The organism is Rufibacter sp. JT3400010 (assembly GCF_054956755.1).
This window is the reverse complement of record NZ_JBUDXA010000024.1, coordinates 78,893-99,701: the sequence shown is the minus strand read 5'-3', so window position 1 is coordinate 99,701 and position 20,809 is coordinate 78,893. Positions and strand designations below refer to the sequence as shown.

The 20,809-nt window shown below is 49.1% G+C and carries 9 protein-coding genes; 3 read left to right on the top strand and 6 right to left on the bottom strand.

Going from position 1 to position 20,809, the window contains the following annotated elements; all coding sequences use genetic code 11:
• Positions 1-348: 348 nt before the first annotated feature.
• Both ACY0JR_RS18070 and ACY0JR_RS18065 read right to left on the bottom strand, forming a co-directional pair.
• Positions 349-1,803: a glycoside hydrolase family 28 protein gene (locus tag ACY0JR_RS18070; RefSeq protein ID WP_462635563.1), complete on the bottom strand. Its 1,455-nt coding sequence runs from the start codon at positions 1,801-1,803 to the stop codon at positions 349-351.
• An 82-nt stretch (positions 1,804-1,885) separates the two neighbouring features.
• Positions 1,886-4,093: a hypothetical protein gene (locus ACY0JR_RS18065; protein ID WP_462635562.1), complete on the bottom strand. Its 2,208-nt coding sequence runs from the start codon at positions 4,091-4,093 to the stop codon at positions 1,886-1,888.
• A 656-nt stretch (positions 4,094-4,749) separates the two neighbouring features.
• On the opposite strand from ACY0JR_RS18065, the gene ACY0JR_RS18060 reads away from it, so the two are divergent.
• The 3 genes from ACY0JR_RS18060 (at position 4,750) to ACY0JR_RS18050 (ending at position 11,055) form a co-directional block, all read left to right on the top strand.
• A complete protein-coding gene (locus ACY0JR_RS18060) occupies positions 4,750-7,710 on the top strand; it encodes a SusC/RagA family TonB-linked outer membrane protein (RefSeq protein WP_462635561.1) in 2,961 nt (986 codons plus the stop codon).
• Between the two features lie 19 nt (positions 7,711-7,729).
• On the top strand, positions 7,730-9,328 hold the full coding sequence (locus ACY0JR_RS18055) for a RagB/SusD family nutrient uptake outer membrane protein (protein WP_462635560.1): 1,599 nt from the start codon (positions 7,730-7,732) through the stop codon (positions 9,326-9,328).
• A gap of 134 nt (positions 9,329-9,462) precedes the next feature.
• A complete protein-coding gene (locus ACY0JR_RS18050) occupies positions 9,463-11,055 on the top strand; it encodes a glycoside hydrolase (RefSeq protein WP_462635559.1) in 1,593 nt (530 codons plus the stop codon).
• A gap of 176 nt (positions 11,056-11,231) precedes the next feature.
• Here ACY0JR_RS18050 and ACY0JR_RS18045 read toward each other — a convergent pair whose 3' ends face one another.
• From ACY0JR_RS18045 to ACY0JR_RS18030, 4 genes are all read right to left on the bottom strand, one after another.
• A complete protein-coding gene (locus ACY0JR_RS18045; protein WP_462635558.1) occupies positions 11,232-13,223 on the bottom strand; it encodes an alpha-L-arabinofuranosidase C-terminal domain-containing protein in 1,992 nt (663 codons plus the stop codon).
• A 133-nt stretch (positions 13,224-13,356) separates the two neighbouring features.
• On the bottom strand, positions 13,357-15,966 hold the full coding sequence (locus ACY0JR_RS18040) for an alpha-L-arabinofuranosidase C-terminal domain-containing protein (protein ID WP_462635557.1): 2,610 nt from the start codon (positions 15,964-15,966) through the stop codon (positions 13,357-13,359).
• Positions 15,967-16,170: 204 nt separating this feature from the next.
• Positions 16,171-18,369 carry a family 43 glycosylhydrolase gene (locus ACY0JR_RS18035; protein WP_462635556.1) on the bottom strand — a complete coding sequence of 733 codons (2,199 nt, stop codon included), beginning with the start codon at positions 18,367-18,369 and terminating at the stop codon, positions 16,171-16,173.
• Positions 18,370-18,769: 400 nt separating this feature from the next.
• On the bottom strand, positions 18,770-20,791 hold the full coding sequence (locus ACY0JR_RS18030) for a glycoside hydrolase family 127 protein (protein WP_462635554.1): 2,022 nt from the start codon (positions 20,789-20,791) through the stop codon (positions 18,770-18,772).
• Positions 20,792-20,809: the final 18 nt, after the last annotated feature.

The following is a 20,809-nucleotide window of genomic DNA, read 5'->3' as shown; positions in this document are numbered from 1 at the left end:
TCATCTTGAACACTTCACTGCCAGCTTTTATCCCATCATACTTTTTAGACCACTACCACTTTTTGAAAACGCAATATAAACGAAGGGAAGGCTTCAACGTAGGGAAATGATCATTCAGAAATGAATAGGCGAACCAACTTACTATCTTTCTTAAAAGACGGTGTACTGTGTTTCTCAGCTGTTTTTGAGAAAGCACGCCCAAAAGGAAGGATGCTGGCATCAACCAAGAGAATAGCTTCCATCATGTTCGTTCAATAAAATGGCCTCCTCCAGTAAAAAGACACGAATCATCTTTTACTGAAGGAGGCCATTTTGCGGGTGATTTCTTGCTTACAACCTACCCGTAAACTATTGTCCTTTATTTTCTGCTGTCACGTTCTGGGAATTGTAGCTTGTGCCGTTGATCTTGGTATTGACCAGCTTCATGCCTTTCACGTGGTCCACGTTCAGCGGCTCGTCTACGCCATTAATCACACAGTTCACCAACCGCAGATTTTCTACCGGCGACTGCTCATAGGCTTTCACCATCACGGCGTATTTGCCGCCGTTCTCTACGTACAGGTTTTCTACCAGCACATTCCGGATGGTAGGCATGTGGTTGCCGGGTTCTTCGTAGAACATGTTGCATTTCACGGCGGCCTCTTTGTAGGTACCCACCTTCACGTCTTTCATGAACACATTCTCTATGATGCCGCCCCGTTGCGAACTGGTCTTGATGCGCAGTACGCGGTCCAGGTTGGGGCTGTCCATGGTGCAGTTGATGGCGTAAATGTTGCGGGCCCCGCCTGAGATTTCGCTGCCAATTACCACGCCGCCGTGCCCGTCCTTCATTTCGCAGCCTTCAATGATGATGTTTTCAGAGGGTTTCCCAATTCTTCTTCCGTCTTCATTGCGGCCCGACTTAATAGCGATACAGTCGTCTCCTGTGTCAAAGTAGCAGTTCTTGATGAGCACATTTTTGCAGGACTCGGGGTCGCAGCCGTCGTTGTTGGGGCCAAGCGTTACTACCTTCACGTTCTCAATGGTCACGTTCTCGCACAGCACCGGGTGCAGGTTCCACATGGGCGAGTTGATGAGTTTCACGCCGCTGATGAGCACGTTCTTGCACTTGTACGGCTGCACAAATTGCGGCCGCAGCCGATGCCCGGGCCCGTAGATTCGCTTGGTAGGGTCTAGTTCCTGGTGGTTCTGTTCGTGCAGCAGCGTACGGTCTGGGGTCTGCTTGGGCGTGCCTTCTTTCCAGCCGTATTTTTTAGCTCCGCACCAAGGCCACCAGTACTCCATGTTAGAGTTGCCGTCCAGGGTGCCGTTGCCGGTGATGGCAATATTCTCCTGCTCATAGGCATAGATAAACGGCGAATAGTTCATCAGTTCCATGCCTTCCCAACGGGTGAACACCACGGGCAGATAATCAAGGGTGTCGCGGCTGAAGAGGATGGTGGCATTGTCTTGCAGGTGCAGGTTCACGTTGCTTTTCAGATGGATGGCCCCGGTCAGGAAAGTACCGGTGGGTACAATCACCCGTCCCCCACCGCTTTTATGGCAGGCTTCAATGGCTTTCCGGAACGCTTCGGTGCTCTTTACCTTGCCGCCCTCCACCGCGCCGTAATTAGTGATCAGGAAATCACGGTTAGGGAAGGTGGGCGCTTTGATTTGTTTCCGTAGGTTTTCCATTTCCTTCCAGGGATCTTTTTCCGCTTCTTTCTGCCCTGCTTTGCTCGCGCAGCTTTCTAGTAGCGCACCCAAGCCAAGAAGCACGAAGAAGTAAGAGAGAACTTTGCATTTTTTGATCGTTTGTTTCATGGTGTTTTGGTTACTTGTTTAACGCCAGATGGGCAATTAAGCTGTACGTCTGGCAGGAGCTTCGTTTCTAGAAAAGAGGAATCTAAGGCATTTTACGCAGTCCCTCCCATCTTACTTTCCACTTGCCGTTGTTGGGGAAGCCAGGCGTAGGTCGGTTTGGGGCCCCATCCCAGCCGGCGGCCATCATGGCGACTGCGGTGAGCAACCCTCCGTTACCGGGAAGATAGATGCGCAGGCGTTCGTCCTGGTAGTTATGGCCATTGGGCAGGTACGTGTTTTTCTGCACGTCCATAAACAAGGCATCTACCGCTTTCTCCGGTAAGTTAAGACGGGCGGCGCTCATGGCCATGAGCGGATAATCCCAGCCCCAGGTGGTGTCCCATTGCCATTTGTCCAGGATCTCCCGGTAGGTGTTCGCCATGATGGTTGTGTCAAGCTTATGGCTGAGGGGCAGGTACCCGTAGGCACCTACTACCGCCGGGTGATCACGGCGGTAGAAATCATTGGTATAGGCCTGCGGATGGGTGGCACTTGGCAAGTACAAACCATCTTTTATCGCCAGCGGGGCCAGTTTATCAAGCACGTTCTGCCACTTCTTGTCGGCGGGCAGGCCCATGCGCTTGCGCCACTCCTGCGCCGTACTGAGGCCAAAATGCCAATAGGCCAGTTCAAACGGAGGGTCATTGGTTTCCCTGGCCGGGAACAGTTCCTGCGCCGGAATGATGGGTGCAGCCAGGTGGTACTTCTGGTCTTTCTGGCTGTATGTTGGAAAAGAGGCCATAAACGTAGCCGTCTCAAACACCAGGTTCTGGTATTTCTCCAGCGTTTCTTTGGTAGGGTTCTGGCGGTACACCAACTCCGCGAAATAGATGATGTGCGGCTGCTGCCAAACCAGGTATGGCCCCACGCTGGACGGACTTTCGTTGCCGTTGGGATCGGTCATTTTCTGCCACCGTACGCCATCGTACCCTTGCCATTTGGCCGTGGCCCTGGCTTTGTCCATCACTTTGGTATACCAGGGCAGGCTTTTCTCCAGCAGCCCCAGGCGGTTCCAGAGGGCGAAGTGCACGCCGTGCCACCAGTGCATTTCCAGGTGCGGTTTGCCGTACCAGCTGTTAAACGTCAAGCCGGTTTCCTGCGGCGGCAAGTCTCCGGTGCACTGGATCTTGGTTAGGTACTGCGACAGCACCACGCGGCGCTCCAGTTCTTTAGCCCGAGGATCGGTGGACCCGGAGAAATCAATCGCGCCGCCTTCGGTCCAGAACTTTTTCCATTCGCCTTCGCTGCTGGCCTGCGTTTCTTTGAAATCTGGGATATTTCTGGCTTGCCGCTGCGTGAACAGCACACTGAACTCAAGGCTTCCTTCTTTAGTTGAAGGCACCAGCTCAAAGGTATGTTTCTGTTTCTCGTTGAATTGCCCGTCTTCCTTCCATTGCACACTGGTGTAGTAAACGGTAGAATCCAGCTGGCGCGTTAACTGCACCTGGTTGTTATTCGCCTCGGAACGGACGAGTGTGGTGGTGTGCTTGTCCTGGCTCTGCCAGTCGTAGCCCGGGCAAACATGGCAGGTGGCCCCGTACGGGAACTTCAACGATACTCTCAGCCTGCCCTTGCTGATAAGGGGTGAGGTGACCCGGGCCGAGATGCCGTCCTGCTCCTGGTGCCCGTACAGTTCCACCGTTACCGTAACCCCTTCTATTTCATATTTGCTTTTAATCTTTCCGGTCCAGAGATCCAATTTCTGCTGCACCTGCTGTAAATCCTGTATCTGTACCTGCTGGCCGTTTTCTTTCAACAGTACCAATCCCACCACGCCCAAATGCAGCCGGTGCGGATTCGTCCGGAGCCAGTTCATGGCATCTACCTTGCGGCCGGTCCCTTTGTGCTGCACCGGAAACGGAATCACTTTGCCGTTTGCGGCGGTATCGTAGCGGGCCACATCCTGAATGGTGTACTCCTGGTCCGTGGGGATCACGTGCCACCCCCACTGCGACTGCGTACCCAGTGACACTCCCCTCTCATAAACCTCCGGGAAGCTCTGCAGACCCGACACATCCACGGTATACGCGAAGTCGCCGTTCCCCACCGAGAGGGAGGCCAAGGTGTCCGGCCGGGTCAGCGCCACGTTGTGCCGGGTCACCAACGCTTTCCGGTCTATTTTCCCAAAACTGCTGCTAAAGCCGGTGGTATTGTCAGACGCGCTGCAACTTAGAAGGCCCACTGTCATGGCTACGCTCAGGGTAAATTTCTTTGTACTGGACCAAATGACCTTGATAAGCGGTGTGTTCATGTAGTACAATTTACTTTCGGGTTAATGTTGCACTTCCTTTGCTTCAGGCTAAATCTCTTCTTTGCCACACGTCAGGCGTTCATTTGATTGATCAGTCTACAACCTAGCCAGGTCTTCATAGCAGTCCTTTGATTCTGAGCTGTTTTTAAAATAAGACTGACTTTCTACCTCTTATTGCACATGGATATCCAGAAAATTAGTGTAAGGAAAGGTTATTAAAACCTATAATTTCCTGAGCTAACAATCATGCATTCTGCGGGACCAGAGGCCATTTGATATTGAAATTATAGGTCTTTCGCTACTAAACCATCCTGCTGTATCAGGTATCACTCATGGACATCACCATTGAATCACCTCCTGGGTCTTTGCCTTTTCACTTAAAAATGTCCGCACTCTACTCGTTTTGTATCTCTTTCTGCGCGAATGTGTGAGTGAATAAATATTTAGCAAAATCTGTCTAAAAACGGCTAGGTGTATCTCTATCATCAAAATCATACCTAGTTAATACATTGGCCTATGGCAGCAGGTTAAACCCACATTCTATGTCTCGGATTCAGAAGTTGGCCTTTGTGCCATCCTATCTGTTTCAACATGTACATTAATTAGTAATCAATAACCCCACTTATTACTGCTTGATAACCTTTATGAAGAAAAACATGAAACACTTATTACAAAAAGGGGGAAAGTACCTTCTCTTTATCCCCATTTATCTACTAGCCATGTCTACGGCTTTTGCCCAAAGCATTACCGTGCATGGCAAGGTGACCGATGATACCGGTTCAGGTCTTCCCGGCGTGACCGTCCTGCTGAAAGGGACTACCACTGCGGCTCCTACAGACATCAATGGGGCGTATACCATAAACGTCCCTAGTGGCACTGGCACGTTGGTTTTCTCTTACCTGGGCTTTCTTCCACAAGAAGTTCCCATCAACAACAGAAATACTATTGATGTGCAACTAGGAACTGATGCCAAAGCCTTGGATGAAGTAGTAGTGGTGGGGTACGGTACGCAGAAACGGTCTGATATTACCGGGTCTGTAGCTTCCATTCCCAAAGATAGGCTTACTAACCTGCCTGTTACAGACATCACTCAAGCCATACAAGGAACAACCGCAGGCCTCAGCATCTCACAGGGCTCGTCTGTGCCAGGTAGTTCTGGAACTGTGCGGGTAAGGGGCATTAACTCACTTAGCGCCAACACCAGCCCCTTTCTGGTAGTGGATGGGGTTCCATTTTTTGGGGCAATCAATGATCTTAACCCAAATGACATTGCATCCATAGAAGTATTAAAAGATGCTTCGTCAGTAGCGATTTATGGTACCCGCGGGGCAAACGGCGTTATCCTGATCACGACCAAACGCGGAGCCACCGGCAAACCAAGGGTAAGTTATAGCGGGTACTACGGGGTAGAAGGCCTTGCCAACAAACTGGAACCCATGTCACCAGATGCCTATGTACAGAAGTACAAAGATTACATGATTGCCCAAAAGCTAACCCAGACCCAGATTTTACCAAATAACAGGGAGGTAGATGCCTATAACGCAGGTTTGACTACCGACTGGTTAGATGAGGCTACCCAAACCGGCAAAATCCAGGAACATAACCTTAGTGTAGCTGGTGGATCTGAGAACATCCAATACTATTTAGGTGGTGGCTATCTCAACCAGACCGGGGTAGTGAAAGGATATCAATTTACGCGGGGAAGTATCAGGGCCAACTTGGATGCCACCATTACCAACTATTTGAAAGTAGGAACCTCCTTGTTTTTCGCTGACAAGAACTCTGACGGGGGCAGGGCCAACCTACTTAACGCTACTGCCATGAGTCCTTACTCAGTACCTACCAATGCTTTGGGTAATTACGAAATCTATCCAATGTTCCCTGAATTATTGTTCGCGAATCCGCTTTTGGGGTTAGTGACAGATAGAGTAGATAGAAGTAAAAACCTGAACGGCAACGTCTATGCAGAGGTGTCACCAAGCTTTGTGAAAGGACTAAAATACCGGTTGAACGCCTCCTCTGTCTATACAATTGGAAGACAGGCGGGATACACAGGCCGTCAAGCCAATGACCTGGTGGGTTCGGCCTACGCCAACAACAATGAAACCCAAAGCTGGGTAGTGGAAAATATTCTTTCCTACAACAAAGACTGGGACAAACACCACGTAGATTTTACCGGTTTGTACAGTGCCCAGGAGAATAAATACACTTCTTCCGGCGCTTCAGCCAATACTTTTATCAATGACGAGTTATCCTACTATAACCTTGGGGCAGGTGCAAATAGAACGTCTTCCTCCTTTGGAGACAGATATGCCTTGGTTTCTCAAATGGGCAGGATCAATTACTCGTATGACAGCCGTTATCTATTAACAGTTACGGCCAGAAGGGACGGATACTCAGCTTTTGGGGCGAACACAGATAAACATGCGGTGTTCCCTTCTATAGCCTTGGGCTGGAACATAGCCAATGAAAGCTTTTTTCAGAATGTTAGCTTTGTCAACCAGTTAAAGCTTAGGATCTCCCATGGTAAGGCAGGAAACCAGGCAGTTGCTCCGTTTCAGACCTTCACACTTGCCAACCCTGTGCGAATCCCTTTTGGAGGAGTAAGTTCCATTGGGGTTCTCGCTTCAGCGTTGGGAAATGCTAACCTGAACTGGGAAACCACCACTTCTACTAACTTGGGCGTTGACTTCGGGTTCTTCCAGAACAGAATCAATGGTACCTTAGAAGTTTACCAATCTCGCACCGAAGACCTCTTAGTGCAAAGAAACATCCCGGTTATCTCTGGGTATTCCAGAATATGGGACAACTTAGGTGAACTGGAAAACCGTGGTATTGAATTTACCTTGAACACCATCAACATGGATGCCGGTAAATTCAGATGGGAAACCAACTTCAATATCTCCTCTAATAAAAACCAGATTGTGAGTCTGTATGGCGAGAAAAAAGATGACCTTGCCAACGGCTGGCTGATTGGCAGACCCATTGGAGCCATCTACAACTACCGGATGGTAGGGATTTGGCAGGCAGGGGAAGACAACTCCAAGACTGACCCAACCGCTAAACCAGGTGACATCAAATTTGAGGATATCAACGGTGACGGTGTTATCAATGATAATGACCGAACCTATATAGGGTCAACCCAGCCTAAGTGGTACGGAGGTCTCACCAACACTTTCCACTACGGTAATTTCCACCTTAGCGTATTCCTGCAAACCTCGCAAGGGTCTCTCAAAGGCAACCCTGATATTTACTACGGAGATGAAGCGGGCAAGAGAAACATACCTGCCGCTGTAGGTTACTGGACTCCTGAAAACATGAGCAATGAATGGCCATCATTAAGCTATAGAAACCCAAGAGGCTACAACTTTGCCAGAGACAACAGTTACGTACGCATCAAAGATGTACGGTTAAGTTATACCGTGCCTAGTGCTCTTCTGGAAAAGTATAAACTTAGCAACCTGACCTTGTATGTAGCAGGCAGAAACCTTCACACTTTCACAGATTGGATAGGCTGGGATCCAGAAAACAACCACTCTTCCAGAGGATCAGGAGACTGGGTAAATAACTATCCACTCACAAGAGCTTTCTCGTTTGGCCTGAACCTCACTCTTTAATACCCAAAAACTAATTACCATGAACAAGTATATAAAAGTTATTATTGGCGCTTGTATAAGCCTACAGACGTTTACCGCCTGTGATAAATCCTTTCTGGAGGAAGAGGTTCTGAGTTCCTACTCCCCCTCCACCTTGAATGACCCTGCCGGTTTAGAAGCTTCTTTGATTGGCCTCTACAACCATCAAAGCACCTTTTATTCTATGAGTGATGCACAGGGCTGGCCGGCAGTTTGGCAAGTTGGAACAGATATCACCTGGGCAGTGCAGCCGCAGGGAATTGAACTTCCCTATGTAAACTATGCTACTTTAACCCCTTTAGACAGAGCTGCAGCAGACACCTGGAGATGGGCCTATGTAATGGTGAACAACACCAATGTCATCATTAAAAATATTGAGGATCCTGCTCTCACTGGTATCTCTGAAGATCAGAAAAAGAAGATTAATGCTGAGGCCCGCTTTTTCAGAGGCTTTGCCTACAACCTTTTGGCTACGGCATTTGGTGCAGTTCCCCTGGTAACAGAACCCCTCAGTGCCCCAAAGACAGACTTTGTTCGGTCTCCGTTAGAAGAAGTGAACAAATTGATTGAAGCAGATCTCTTGTTTGCCTCTGAGAATCTTCCAGAAATAGGTGCGGCCAAATCATTGGCAAGAGCAAACAAACACATGGCTAACCAACTTTTGTCTGAAGCATACCTAAGAATGGGCAAAAACGCCGAAGCAGAGGTTCAGGCAAATAATGTCATCAACAGCGGTAAATTCAGTCTTATCAAAGCCCGCTACGGGGTAAAGGCAAACCAGCCAGGAGATCCATTCTCAGATATGTTTATACCTGGCAACCAGCGCAGAAACCAAGGTAACACTGAAGGTATCTGGGTAATGGAAGCTGAAAACCCCAGAGATGTCCCAGGTGGCATGACCGGCAACCCGCAACAACGCCGTATTTGGCAAGCATCTTACCATAGCAGAAGAGGCATGCTGGCCGCTGATTCCTTAGGTGGAAGAGGAGTAGCTAGAATCCGGTTAAACAACTGGGTATTATATGGTTTGTATCCTGCCAATGACATGCGTAATTCTAAGTACAACATCCGTCGGGAATTCTGGTACAACGACCCAACCTATGTGGATTACAAGAAGAAAGTGCCGTATACAGGGCCTGATACCTTGTTCATCATCAATCCATATATCACCAAATGGGGCCACTTTGACCCACAGGATGTATTTGGTTTCGGGATGTGGAAGGATTTTATCCTGATGCGATTGGGAGAGACCTACCTCTTACGCGCCGAGGCTCAGTTCAAACAAGGCAAAATGTCAGAAGCCGCGGCCTCAATCAATGTTTTAAGAGAAAGGGCACATGCCCCACTTGTTACAGCAGCAGACATAACGCTTGACTTTATCTTAGATGAAAGAGTAAGGGAATTGATAGGAGAGGAAAACCGCCGCTTAACACTCATGCGTACCAAAACGTTGGTAGATAGAGCCAAGCGGTTAAACGGCAATCCTCCGGTAAACCCTATTGTGGGGCTATCTCAAACGCACCTTTTAATGCCTATCCCTAGAAATGAGATAGACTTGAACAAGGACGCTGTGCTGGAACAGAACCCAGGTTACAATTAAAATTATGATTTGAAAAGGCAAGTAACAGCTTTGTCATAATCACCAGAAAGCAGGGCTTCTCTTTGGGAGCCTTGCTTTTCTTTTTGTGTTCTACCATAAAACCGCATTCTCCTCCACCACCAAAATCAACCCTTATGAATCTAACCTCTTTTTCCAAAACTGCAGCAATACTACTGCTCACCGTCTCTTCGCTTCCCGGCCTGGCACAAAAGAAAAGGGAGTCTCCTACCCCAGTGGTTATCACCCTTGATGCGCACAAAAAAGCCCAAACCATAGATAATTTCGGGGCTTCTGGTGCTTGGTTCTCAGAAGGCATAGGCAAGCATTGGCCCCAGGAAAAGAAGGAACGCATTGCCGAGATGCTGTTCAGTAAGGAGTTGGACACAAACAGCAATCCCAAAGGAATAGGTTTATCAGCTTGGCGCTTCAACATTGGCGGCGGTACCACGGAGCAAGGCGATAGCAGCGGCATCAAAGACGTACACCACCGGGTGGAAAGCTTCCTGCGCCCCGATGGCACTTATGACTGGAGCAAACAAGCCGGATATGTCTGGTTTATGCGCAAAGCGAAAGAATATGGCGTAGAGAAATTGATTGCCTTCTCCAATACGCCGCCCGTGCAGTTCACCCAAAACAACCGGGGCTTTAAAACGGAGAAAGACTTTTCCTCAAACTTAAGAGCAGACAAATACGAGGCTTTCACCGATTTCCTAACCGAGGTAAGCAAACACTTTCAACAGGAAGGTTTGCCCTTTGATTACATCAGTCCGGTGAACGAACCTCAGTGGGACTGGACCGGTAAGATTGGGGAAGCCAAGCAGGAAGGAACACCCTGGCGCAATGAAGAGATTTTCAAAGTAGTGCAGGCGCTGAACACGTCATTAGAGCAAAAGCAACTAGCTTCTAAGATACTGTTGCCTGAAGCAGCCATGCTTACCTACCTATACGAAGGTTCTGGCACCAGTTCTCGCCAAGTACCGCAGTTCTTTGACCCTAAGAGCCGCAATTACATGGGCAAGCTTAGTCATGTTCCCAAACTAGTGGCCGGGCACAGCTACTTCACAGATTCTGGTGACAGTGCTATCATCGCGATCAGGAACAAGGTCTCCGAAACCTCTAAGCAGCACGGCGTGAACTTTTGGCAGTCTGAGTACTCTATGTTAGGTGATGGCTTCAGAGATGGTGTTAAAGGCAGGCGCAACGCCATGGATTGTGGCCTTTTCCTAGCCAAGATCATCCACCAGGACCTTACCGTAGCCAACGCAACGGCGTGGCAATACTGGAATGCCTATGAGCCCGGCCCCGCCGATTTCAATACCCGCTATTACCTGATCGCGCTGCAACCCAACGCCACCCACACCGACGGCAACTTTCAAGACACCAAGAACCTGTGGGCCTTGGGCCATTACAGTCGCTTTATACGCCCCGGCATGCACCGCCTGCAATTAGACAGAAGTGACAACCTAACTTCTATGGAAGAAGCCCAAACCCTGATGGTCTCTGCCTACGCTGACGACAAAGGCAGAACTGTAGTAGTGGCCATTAACTATTCAGCGGAAGTGCAAAACCTGGCCTTGAAGCTTCAGAATGTGAAAAGGCCAAAAACTTACCACAGTTTTCTTACTACCGCCAACAAAGAAGACAACCTAAAAGCGCTTCCTGCGCAGAAGCTGAAGAACGGCATTCACTTACCGGCAAGGTCCATTATGACCATTGTGCTGGAATAATTTGATCTGCTGCTTTTGTAATCAGAAAAGGTGTTTAGGAGCTGCTTTTGCTAAAACAGCCCTAAACACCTTTTGAATTGATGTCCAATCCAAATCCAGTAGAAGGAAGCTTTCTCCCCTGCTTTGTTTTTAACCTGCTTTGGTAAAAACAAGCCAAAAACAATGGAGAAAGCCCACTAGGAAGTTTTCACTTTGATTACGTTCACAGAGTACGGCGCCATGTTCAACTTCACCTTCTTGTTTTTTACCTGAATGGGTTCCTGTACTGGGCTAACAGCCGTAGGGTTCTCAAAGGAGTTGGTCTGATCCAATTTAGGACTGCTGAGTTTCAACAAGGTTCCTTTGGCTTTCACGTTCACGCCTTCCAGGGCAAAGTCACCGGTTACCGTTTTGTCAGTGGTGTTGACTACTTTCAGGATTAGTTCTTTGCTAGCCTTATCCAAGGCTGCCGAAGCGTACAAACCATCTTGACCGGTCACTTTCTGGTTGTCAAGTAGCATGGGCACCACGTGCGTTCCCTTGTTGGTGGCGAAGAGTTTCTGCACATAATAGTTGGGCGTTCCGTAGATGCGCAGGTTGTCAATCCAGATCAGATCGGGGTTCCATTGCCAGCCTTCCGCGTGAGCAAACAACGGCGCGTAGGAAGCCATCTTCACCACATCGGCGTTACGTTCTAGGCCAGTCATAAAGGCTGCCTCAGATAATGCCGCCTTCCAGATATTCTTGTCCCGCACGTTCCTGTCTATGCCGGTGGCGTGCGCCGCGTACTCTCCCGCAAACACCTTTGGTCCTTGGCGGTCATAGCTATCATAGCGCGTGGCGTTCTGCAAAAACCACTCCGGTGACCGGTAGTAATGTTCATCTACCAGATCTGCTTTCAGTTCCCGCATGGCCTGGCTCAGGTAATTGAATTCGGCTCCGTCTGGGGATGGTCCCACCGAGGAGATGAGTTGTACTTCCGGGTACTTCGCCTTGAGTGCCTTGGCAAACAACTGGTAACGCTCCACATACTGTGGTCCCCACTGCTCATTTCCCACTCCCAGGAACTTCAGGTTAAAAGGGGCAGGATGCCCCATCTGCGCCCGCACTTTGCCCCATTCTGTTTCAGCTGAGCCATTCGCGAACTCTATTAAATCCAGAGCATCCTGAATGAACGGGTCCAACTGGTCCAAGGGTACTACCTCACCGGTGTTGTACTGGCAGGCCATGCCGCAGTTGAGGATAGGCAGCGGCGCCGCCCCAATGTCTTCGGCTAACTGGAAATACTCAAAAAAACCCAGCCCGAAGGTCTGAAAGTAATCTGGTGTATGCCGGTGCTGAAACTCGGTGTTCCAGCGGTTGATCATGGTTTCCCGCTCGGCCACCGGGCCGATGGTTTTCTTCCATTGATATCGGTTATCCAGGGTACGGCCTTCCACAATGCAGCCTCCCGGGAAGCGCAGAAAGCCTGGTTTCATATCTGCTAACAACTGCACCATGTCGGCCCGCATTCCGTTGGGGCGTTGTTTCCAGGTGTTTTTGGGAAACAAGGAAATCATATCCAGGTCCACCACACCCGCAGTTTCTGGCAATAGCTGTAATTGCGCTTTGGCATCGGTAGCCTTGGCGGTGAGGCTTACCGCATATTGTTTCCACTCATTGCCTACCGGCGATATCTTCCCTGACCCAAGTTCATCGCCTTTGGCATTCACCAGTTTCACCGTAAGCGGCACGCCAGTATTCCCCGGCACCCGCGCCAACACTGTGAAGTTGTACTGCTCTCCTTGTTTAATACCCATGCCCCGGAAGCCTTCATTGGCAATACCGTAGCCGCTGTTTTCTTTCTTAGCCGTGAGCCGGATAAACCTTGGGTTTGCCTTGTCTTCAATACCAGTGTTAAGTACCAGAATATTCCCATTGGCTTGGTCTTTCTTTATCTCTTTCCAGCCCATAAGGGGCGTTTCAAACTCAAAGGAACGATTCTTCACCAACTCAGCATACACGCCTCCATCGGCACCCAGGTTGATGTCTTCAAAGAAGAGCCCATACATGGTGGGGGCAATCTCGGCGTAAGCCTGGTCTGCTTTTATGGTAAAGGTTCTGGGTTTGGAAGTAGTTTGCGCAGTCACTTCGCTGGTCAGAAGACAGCTCAACGCCAATGCCGCAAACGAGAATGTTTTGTAACTCATACTCATTATTTGATTCATAAATTGTGAGAGTAGTTCGTTTGGTTCTTAGATATTACTCAATGACTAAAGGCTATAAGCCCTTGATTCATTGATTGTTCCCACTAGACAGATAATGTACAAACAGGGAAACCTGTTATTTGCCTTTTAACCTAACGATGGTACAGGAATACGCCGGAAGCTCCATTTTTGCAAGGTCAGACATTGCCAACGTGGTTTCCACCGGCTTCAGCAGTTTATCCGTGGGCTTGCCCTGCAGGACAGTTTTCACTCCTTTATCGCCTGTAACTCCTACTCCTTTCAGGTCTACCGTAGAGTTCACGGGAACCGGTAGCAAATTAACTAGTTTGATGATGACATCTTTGCTTTTTGCATCTCTGACCACCGACACTGCCACCCGTTTGGTTACCGCTTCTTGGCTGTTAGACAGGCTGATGGTGCTGGGCAGGTACGTTGTGCCGGAGTTCTGCCCGAACAGTTTCTGCACCTCATAGCCCACCGTAGGCTTTACCTCAGAGTTGTTGAAATAGATAAGGTCTGGATTCCATTGGGTGTGCCCCTCTTTGGCCAGCAAAGGTGCGTAGGAAGTCATGTGCACCACGTCGCCGTTCCGCTCCACAGATGTCAGGTACAGCGCCTCGGCCAGCGCAGTCTCCAGGTTGTTGGGCCTGCCGGGCAAATGGGCGGCGTACTCACCCAGGTACACCTTTGCTTTGTTACGGTCATACCGGTCATAGTAGTCTTGGTTGTGAATGAACCAGCCCGGCGGTTGGTAATAATGTTCATCTACCATCTCTAAGCCCATCTTGTTTGCTATATTCCAGCCTTCCACGTAGTCTGTTCCTTCAGAAAATGGCCCTACGGTTCCTATAACGGTAATCTCTGGGTGCTTCTCTTTCATGGCCTTGTAGATCATCGCAAAGCGCTCCTCAAATACATCAGTGATCAGGTCTTCATTTCCAATGCCAATATACTTGAGGTTGAATGGTTTGGGATGTCCGGCCTCTGCCCGTTTCTTGCCCCATTTGGTGTTCACGCTGCCGTTGGCGTACTCCACCAGATCCAAAACCTCTTGCACGTATTCGTCCATGTCCTCCATCGGGATGCCACCCTGTTGGCCACCGCCCCTAGGACTACTGCCGGAGTTCTGGCAGGGCACTCCGGCCGCCACTACGGGCACCGGCTCTGCTCCAATGTCTTCGCAGAACTGGAAGTATTCAAAATAGCCTAACCCCATGGACTGGTGATAGCCCCAAAGGTTGCGTTGGGGTTTACGGGTCTCTAACGGCCCAACGGTATTCTTCCAATGGTAGATGTTCTCAAGGCCGTCACCATGCGCCACGCAGCCGCCCGGAAACCTGACAAAACGAGGTTTCAGGTCGGCAATGGTCTGTGCCAGGTCGGTCCGCAGGCCATTCTTTCTACCTTTGAAAGTGTTATGGGGGAACAACGAAACCATATCCAATGCCACCTGACCGGTAGTGAGCGGCTGAACCTCTAATCTGGCATCAGAGGCAGTACTTGACGGAGTAAGCACCCCGGTCACTTGCTTCCAATTGCCTGAAGAAGCGTTGAAGGTAGCTTTTGCCAGCACACCCGCCTTTTCGCTGATCAGACGCACCTCTAGTTTGCCATTTCTCCCTTGTAACTGTTTGGTAAAAACAGAGAAGTTATAGCGCTCCCCTTTTTTAACAGTGATTCCGTCAAAACCGGTGTTAATCAGCGCGGCCCCGGGCGCATTGGTGTGCAAGACTGCGTAGTGCGGGTTGTTGGGGTGCAACGGAGCGGCCGTTCCAATAGTGAAGTCGGTGTTATTTCCTTTTAAAGACCAGGAGTGAGTGCTGTTCCAGTTCTTGTCATTTCCTTCCTTGTCACTGGGAGCATATTCAAAGCCACGGTTCTGGACCAGTTCTGCATATAACCCACCATCAGCTGCATAATTGAGGTCCTCAAAGAAAACACCAACCAGCAAATCACTGATGGGTTTCGCCTTAGCGGCTTCAATGGATATTTTTGCCTCTACTGGTTTAAGTCCCGCAAAACGCTGGGCATCTTGCGCCGTGGTTTCACTATACTGGCTGTTCTTGTATTGCTTCAGTTCATAGGTTTTCACCAATCTGTCCACATCTGACCAAGCTACGCGGTGTAACTGCCCCATGGCTTCGCCATCTGGCAAGTCTACCTTTAGGCTGTTGTTACGATATTGGCTTGCGGGCACTTCCACCGCAGGCGAGAAAGCCTTAAAATCTTTGGTGGTGACTCTGTAATACTTGCCGGATGAGTCTACATAAGTGATCGCGTAATTGGCCGATGAAGCGTCATACTGAACTACCGGTTGTAGCACATTACTTCCTGCCTGCACAAAAGGGTAGCTTTGCCTTCCCCAATACACCAGGTCTGAGGAGGCCGAATGCGCAAAGACCTGTTCCCGGTCGTTCAGGCTCCAAACGCCTTGCCAAACCCCGTTAGGTCCCCTAAACACGAATGGTGTGTGCATCCGCTTCTCTGCACCCCAACGTCCATAATCTGATTTCACGAAACCGAAGTCGTTCCCAATGCTGTGCCATTTTTCCTTGTCGCGACTCCAGGCGAAATGCAGCCCATTCCGGCCCCCGTTCTTAGTAGTGCCGTAAGAAAAAAGATACACAGAGTCCGGCTCGTTCATTTTCTTACCAACACCTGCCGAAGCAGATTGAAACAAGGCGGCCCCCAAAACAAGGCCCGAAAGCACAACAAACTTTTTCATATGACAATATGATTTCTGAGCCACTGCCGTGACGCCCATTTTCTTAAAACTTCCTCTCTAAGCTCATTGCTTCGTCAACTTTTAGGCTTCCTTTCTGGCGCGGCGCTCCACTGCACCGAGCCCGTTGGGCGGGGAAAAGTTGGTAGTTTTCATCAAACTTTTGTTAAAATAACCCAAACAAGTAAACTGATAAAGCAAGTGGTACTACTTAACAGGTTTGATTCCTTCATGGGTAGGTTTTACCTGTTTGATGGTACCATCTGGGTTGAATTCCATCTTATCAATAGAAACCTCGCGGTTAAAGCCTGCGGCATCGCCCATGGTTATTCCTTTGGGATAATTGAACCGATGGTAGACAATGTACCACTCATCTTTCCCTGGCACCTGAATAACGGAGTTATGGCCGGTGCCGTAAATACCGGAAGCCGGATCTTTGGCGATGACCAGGTTATTGGCCGGAATGGTGATGTTGCCCAAGGGCGAAGTGGCCGTTCCGTACCGTACCCGGTAGTTCTCGCTACGGGTGTCGTCTTCAGACCAGAGCACGTAATAGGTTCCGTTTCTAAAAAAGACATGGGTTCCTTCCCGGAAGGTCTTGTCTGGCGTTAGTACTTTGATGGTTTCAGGCTTGAGAGACACCATGTCTTCGTTCAGTTCAGCACCGCCCATGTAGCCGTTCCCCCAGTAGAGATAGCTTTTGCCGGTCTTTGGATCAGTAAACACATCTGGGTCAATCTGCTGGCCGCCTTTCACTCCCGGAGGGAATTTGTCAACCAGAGGCTTCCCTGAATCCACGAAAGGACCGGTAGGATTGTCTGAAACGGCTACCCCAATCTTCTGGGCGGCCGTGAAATAGTAGAAGTACTTGTACTGGCCGTTTATTTTCTTTTCGATAATAGCCGGAGCCCAGGCATTTCGATTCCCCCAGCTCACGTCTTTGGGCAAATCAAGAATCACTCCTTCATCTTTCCAGTTCACCAGATCATCAGATGAAAAGGTTTTGAAATAAGTCCCAGACCAGCCGTTGAATCCGTCACTGGTGGGATATATGTAATACTTGCCGGTTTTCTCAGAGTAGATTATATCTGGATCAGCGTAGTAGCCTTGCAGCACGGGGTTGTAGTCTTCGCGGGCCGTAACAGCAAAGGTCTGAGGTGCTTGTCCATTAATCTCCACCGTGTAGTTTACTGCTCCTTTGGTGAAATCGGCTGAAGAACGGGAAACTTTTACCCCTGGAAAAGTCTGAAATTCAGGATTGAAAGAACTCAGGTTGGTGCCCGGCACTACTGGTAAATAAAGCGTCTTTTTAGCTGAATCAAGTGCCACGTTTATCTTTTTCAGCTCCTTTGCGCTAGCGGAACGGAGCACATCTTCTGCTTTCATCCATTTGCTTACCAATGCTTCAGATTCTTTGGCCGTGATAGGAATGACGGTGCCGTGGCGCGGGTGGAAGTTCATGGACACCTCATTGTCTACCACGGTGAAATTCTGCAGGTCGGTGGTTTTGGTGAACTGGTACTTGCCTTTGGTGTACACGTCATACATCAGGATATAACCCGGCTCATTGATCAGTTTGAAAACCCCAGCACCTTCTACCGGATCTTTGGTCTGCTGCACATACCGGTCTTGCAGCACGTAGCCTCCGGTCAGTTTATCAGAAACGGCAATCTTGATGCCCGAGCCCTGCCCTTCGGTTTTGAAGAACAAGTGGTATTTGCCGTCTTTGAAGACAATGTCGCCATCAATAGCTGCTCCATTGGTAGGGCTGAAGTACAATTGCTTCGGCTCGCTTTCCAAATCTGTGAAATCTTTGTTGGCGTAGGCGTAGTAGATTTTATCTGGATCATCACCGTGTTTCATGGAGAAGTACACTAGGTACTTCTTGGCCTGGGGATCATAAATGGTTTGGGGTGCCCACACCCGCAACAGCTTCTCGTTCCCCGGAAAACGCTTCTGAATATTGACCACGCTGGAAGTCCAGTTGACCAGATCGGTTGATTTCAGCAAGACCATGGCTCGGTTAGAACTCCAACCGTTGGCTGATACCATATCAGTCACTACCATATAAAAGGTCTTGCCATCTGCCCCACGCAAGATATGCGGGTCACGCACGCCCCCAGTGGAACTGTTCTGGGCCGAAGGAATTATAGGTTGGTTTCCGTTTAAGGCTCTGTAGTTGTAGCCGTCATTACTGATGGCAAACCGAATGGCTTCTTCCTGTTTGGCATTTCCGGTGAAGTAGGCAAACAGGTAGGCGCTGTATTTTTCCTGCGAGCCTTTTTCCTTTTTACCGGCAGATTCTGAGGTAACCGCTTGCTTAGAGCACGCAGAGACAAGTACACTTACAGCAACACAAAGACTTACGCAGCCTTTGATCAGGTTTTTCTGGCGTGGTTTATACATACTGAGATAAGCCTCACAAACAGAGGCATGATTTGAAACTAGATACCGTTATCAAGATAGAGCACCATCTGCTTCTTTTTAGACAAAGACCACCAAATTTTAATGTAGGCGGCAATCCTTCACCACGCTCGCCGTAGCCTTGTCTGACCTGGGCAGGTGTAGCGGAAAATCTTTATCCTTCACTTATACTTGGAAATCTCGTGTATGAGCAAGCACTTCATTCCTCCTTAACCCAAGAAGGCCAAGGCCACTTGTAGTTCTTGTTGGTCTATCTTAGTATAGATGATCGCTTTTGCCAATTGCTTAGTTTCTGTCATAAGCATAAAAAAATTTACCCTGGCGTCAGTTAAACCTAACACCAGGGTAGAAAAAGCACTCGAATTGAAACTTGGAGGACTGATTATTCTGCCTTGTTTAGCCAGATAGCGTAAGAATACTTAGCGGCGTTTTTATCCCCTTTATCCGCTTCGTCTTTATACCATTTACCCACATTGGAGAAGGGCAGCATGATCACCTCAGCTTTGGCCCCCTTCACCATTGCCGGTACTTTGAAGGCCGGCCCAAAGAGAACATTGCCGTCGTTTAATCTAACCGTTTCGTATTTAGGTTTATCCGTAACAAGTACTTTCACGTCTGCCGCTACATCCTTGGGATAATCAGAACGCTTTTCGTCCAGCCACACGTTATCCACCATGTATACTACCGGCCCTCTCATCAAGGCGTAAGGTGCATTTTGCTGATCGGCAGTACCCTCATACATAATCTCCCCACCCGGTAGTTTTCTGGTAGATACTTTCATGAAATTGTCATGCTCCACCCATTTCAACTCCATCGGCAGTTTGACCTCTACTTTGTCCCCGTCCTTCCACTCCCTTTCCAGTACGGTGTACTGGCCGGGAGTAACGCCTGAAATGGTTTTGCCATTCAGTTTTACAGTTGCGTTTTTAGCCCAGGCCGGAATACGGAGGTTTAGTTTGAAGTTTGACTTCTGCGGAGTGTTAACCACAATGTTTACATTCTCAGTTTCAGGATAAGAAGTGTTCTGGGTAATGGTCACATCTTTGTTTAAAACAGATCTGAAATTGGCAGTGGATTGTACAAACTGGTTGATGAAGATATCTTTCTCCCTGCCGGCGTAAATAAAGGAAGGCATCATGGCAAGAATTCTTCCGCCACTGGCAGTACAGCAGTCAGGTCTTCTGAAATAACCCTGAGGTTTCACACCGTTTGGCGGAGTGTGGTATCTGCAAGATGCCCCATCCTGACTTTGGGCCGCGAAAACGTGGTTCCAGGTTAATTTCTCCATGGCATCTGCATACTTAGGCTCGCCGGTAAGTTCCAGCAGGTACTGGGTTAACTGCATCCATGACATGGTAGCACACGTCTCCACAATGTGGCCGCTCAAAGGTTTGATAAACCCTTTTTCATAGTGCTCCGCGACACTCACCCCCCCTGTGATATACATCTGGCGGCGGGCGATATCCTCCCAGGCACCTTTCACCTTTCTCAGGTAAGATTCATCACCGGTGATCCTGTACAGGTTCAGGAAACCTAAGAAGTTCATCTGGAACGTGTGTGAGTGGACAAAAGGCTGCAATTCATCTACGCCAATCTTTCCTTCGGCCACGGCATCAAGCTTGGAGTAGGAGGCAAAACCGCTCCACTTGTCCATGTTCTCAACAACCCAAAGGCACCAGTCAAGGTATTTCTTATCTCCGGTTTTCATGTACAGGCGGGACATAGGGTCAATAAGCAGGGAGCCTTCCCAGCCATAGTGTACCGAGTGCCCGGCAATAGAAGATTGTCCCGCTAATTCCCTTCCCACGTTTTCAGGGTAATGATACTTAGGAGAAGGCCAGAACTCCGCCTTGCCCGGACCGATGTACTTCACAAAGTAATCCCCTAGCTTTTTGGCTGCATCCAGACCTTTAGGATTATTGAGCTGCTCGGTAACGGAGATAAGGGCATGCTGCACAAAGTAGAGCTCGTAGGGATCCATGCCCCTCAAGGGTTTTTCTGGGGTACGCACTTTCTTGGCGGTAGGCCCAACATACCCTTCTGGCTCCTGTAAGGCAATAAGCTGGGAGAAAATTTCCTCCACTTTCTTCTGCAGCTCCTTGTCTCCGCTTTCCGCGGCCGCAAAAATGGAGGATTCTATCCACTTCCCGTGCTGCTCGGCCTGGGTCCAGTCCCATTTCTCATGGTCTTGCTTCTTTACAAAGTTCATGTAATTATCAATAGGAAACTGTTTCAAATAAACGTCCTTATTCTTTCTTACCCTATCCCCGAAGAAGCCTCCTAAGTTGCTAACATCCTTCACCGGAATTGCCTTCTCCTTGAAGTAACTTTCTACATTTCCCTGGGCATTCGCTCCCAGGGAAAGCCCGCAAAGTACACCCAACGCAAACACGACTTTCTTCATATTCTACTGGAATTATTT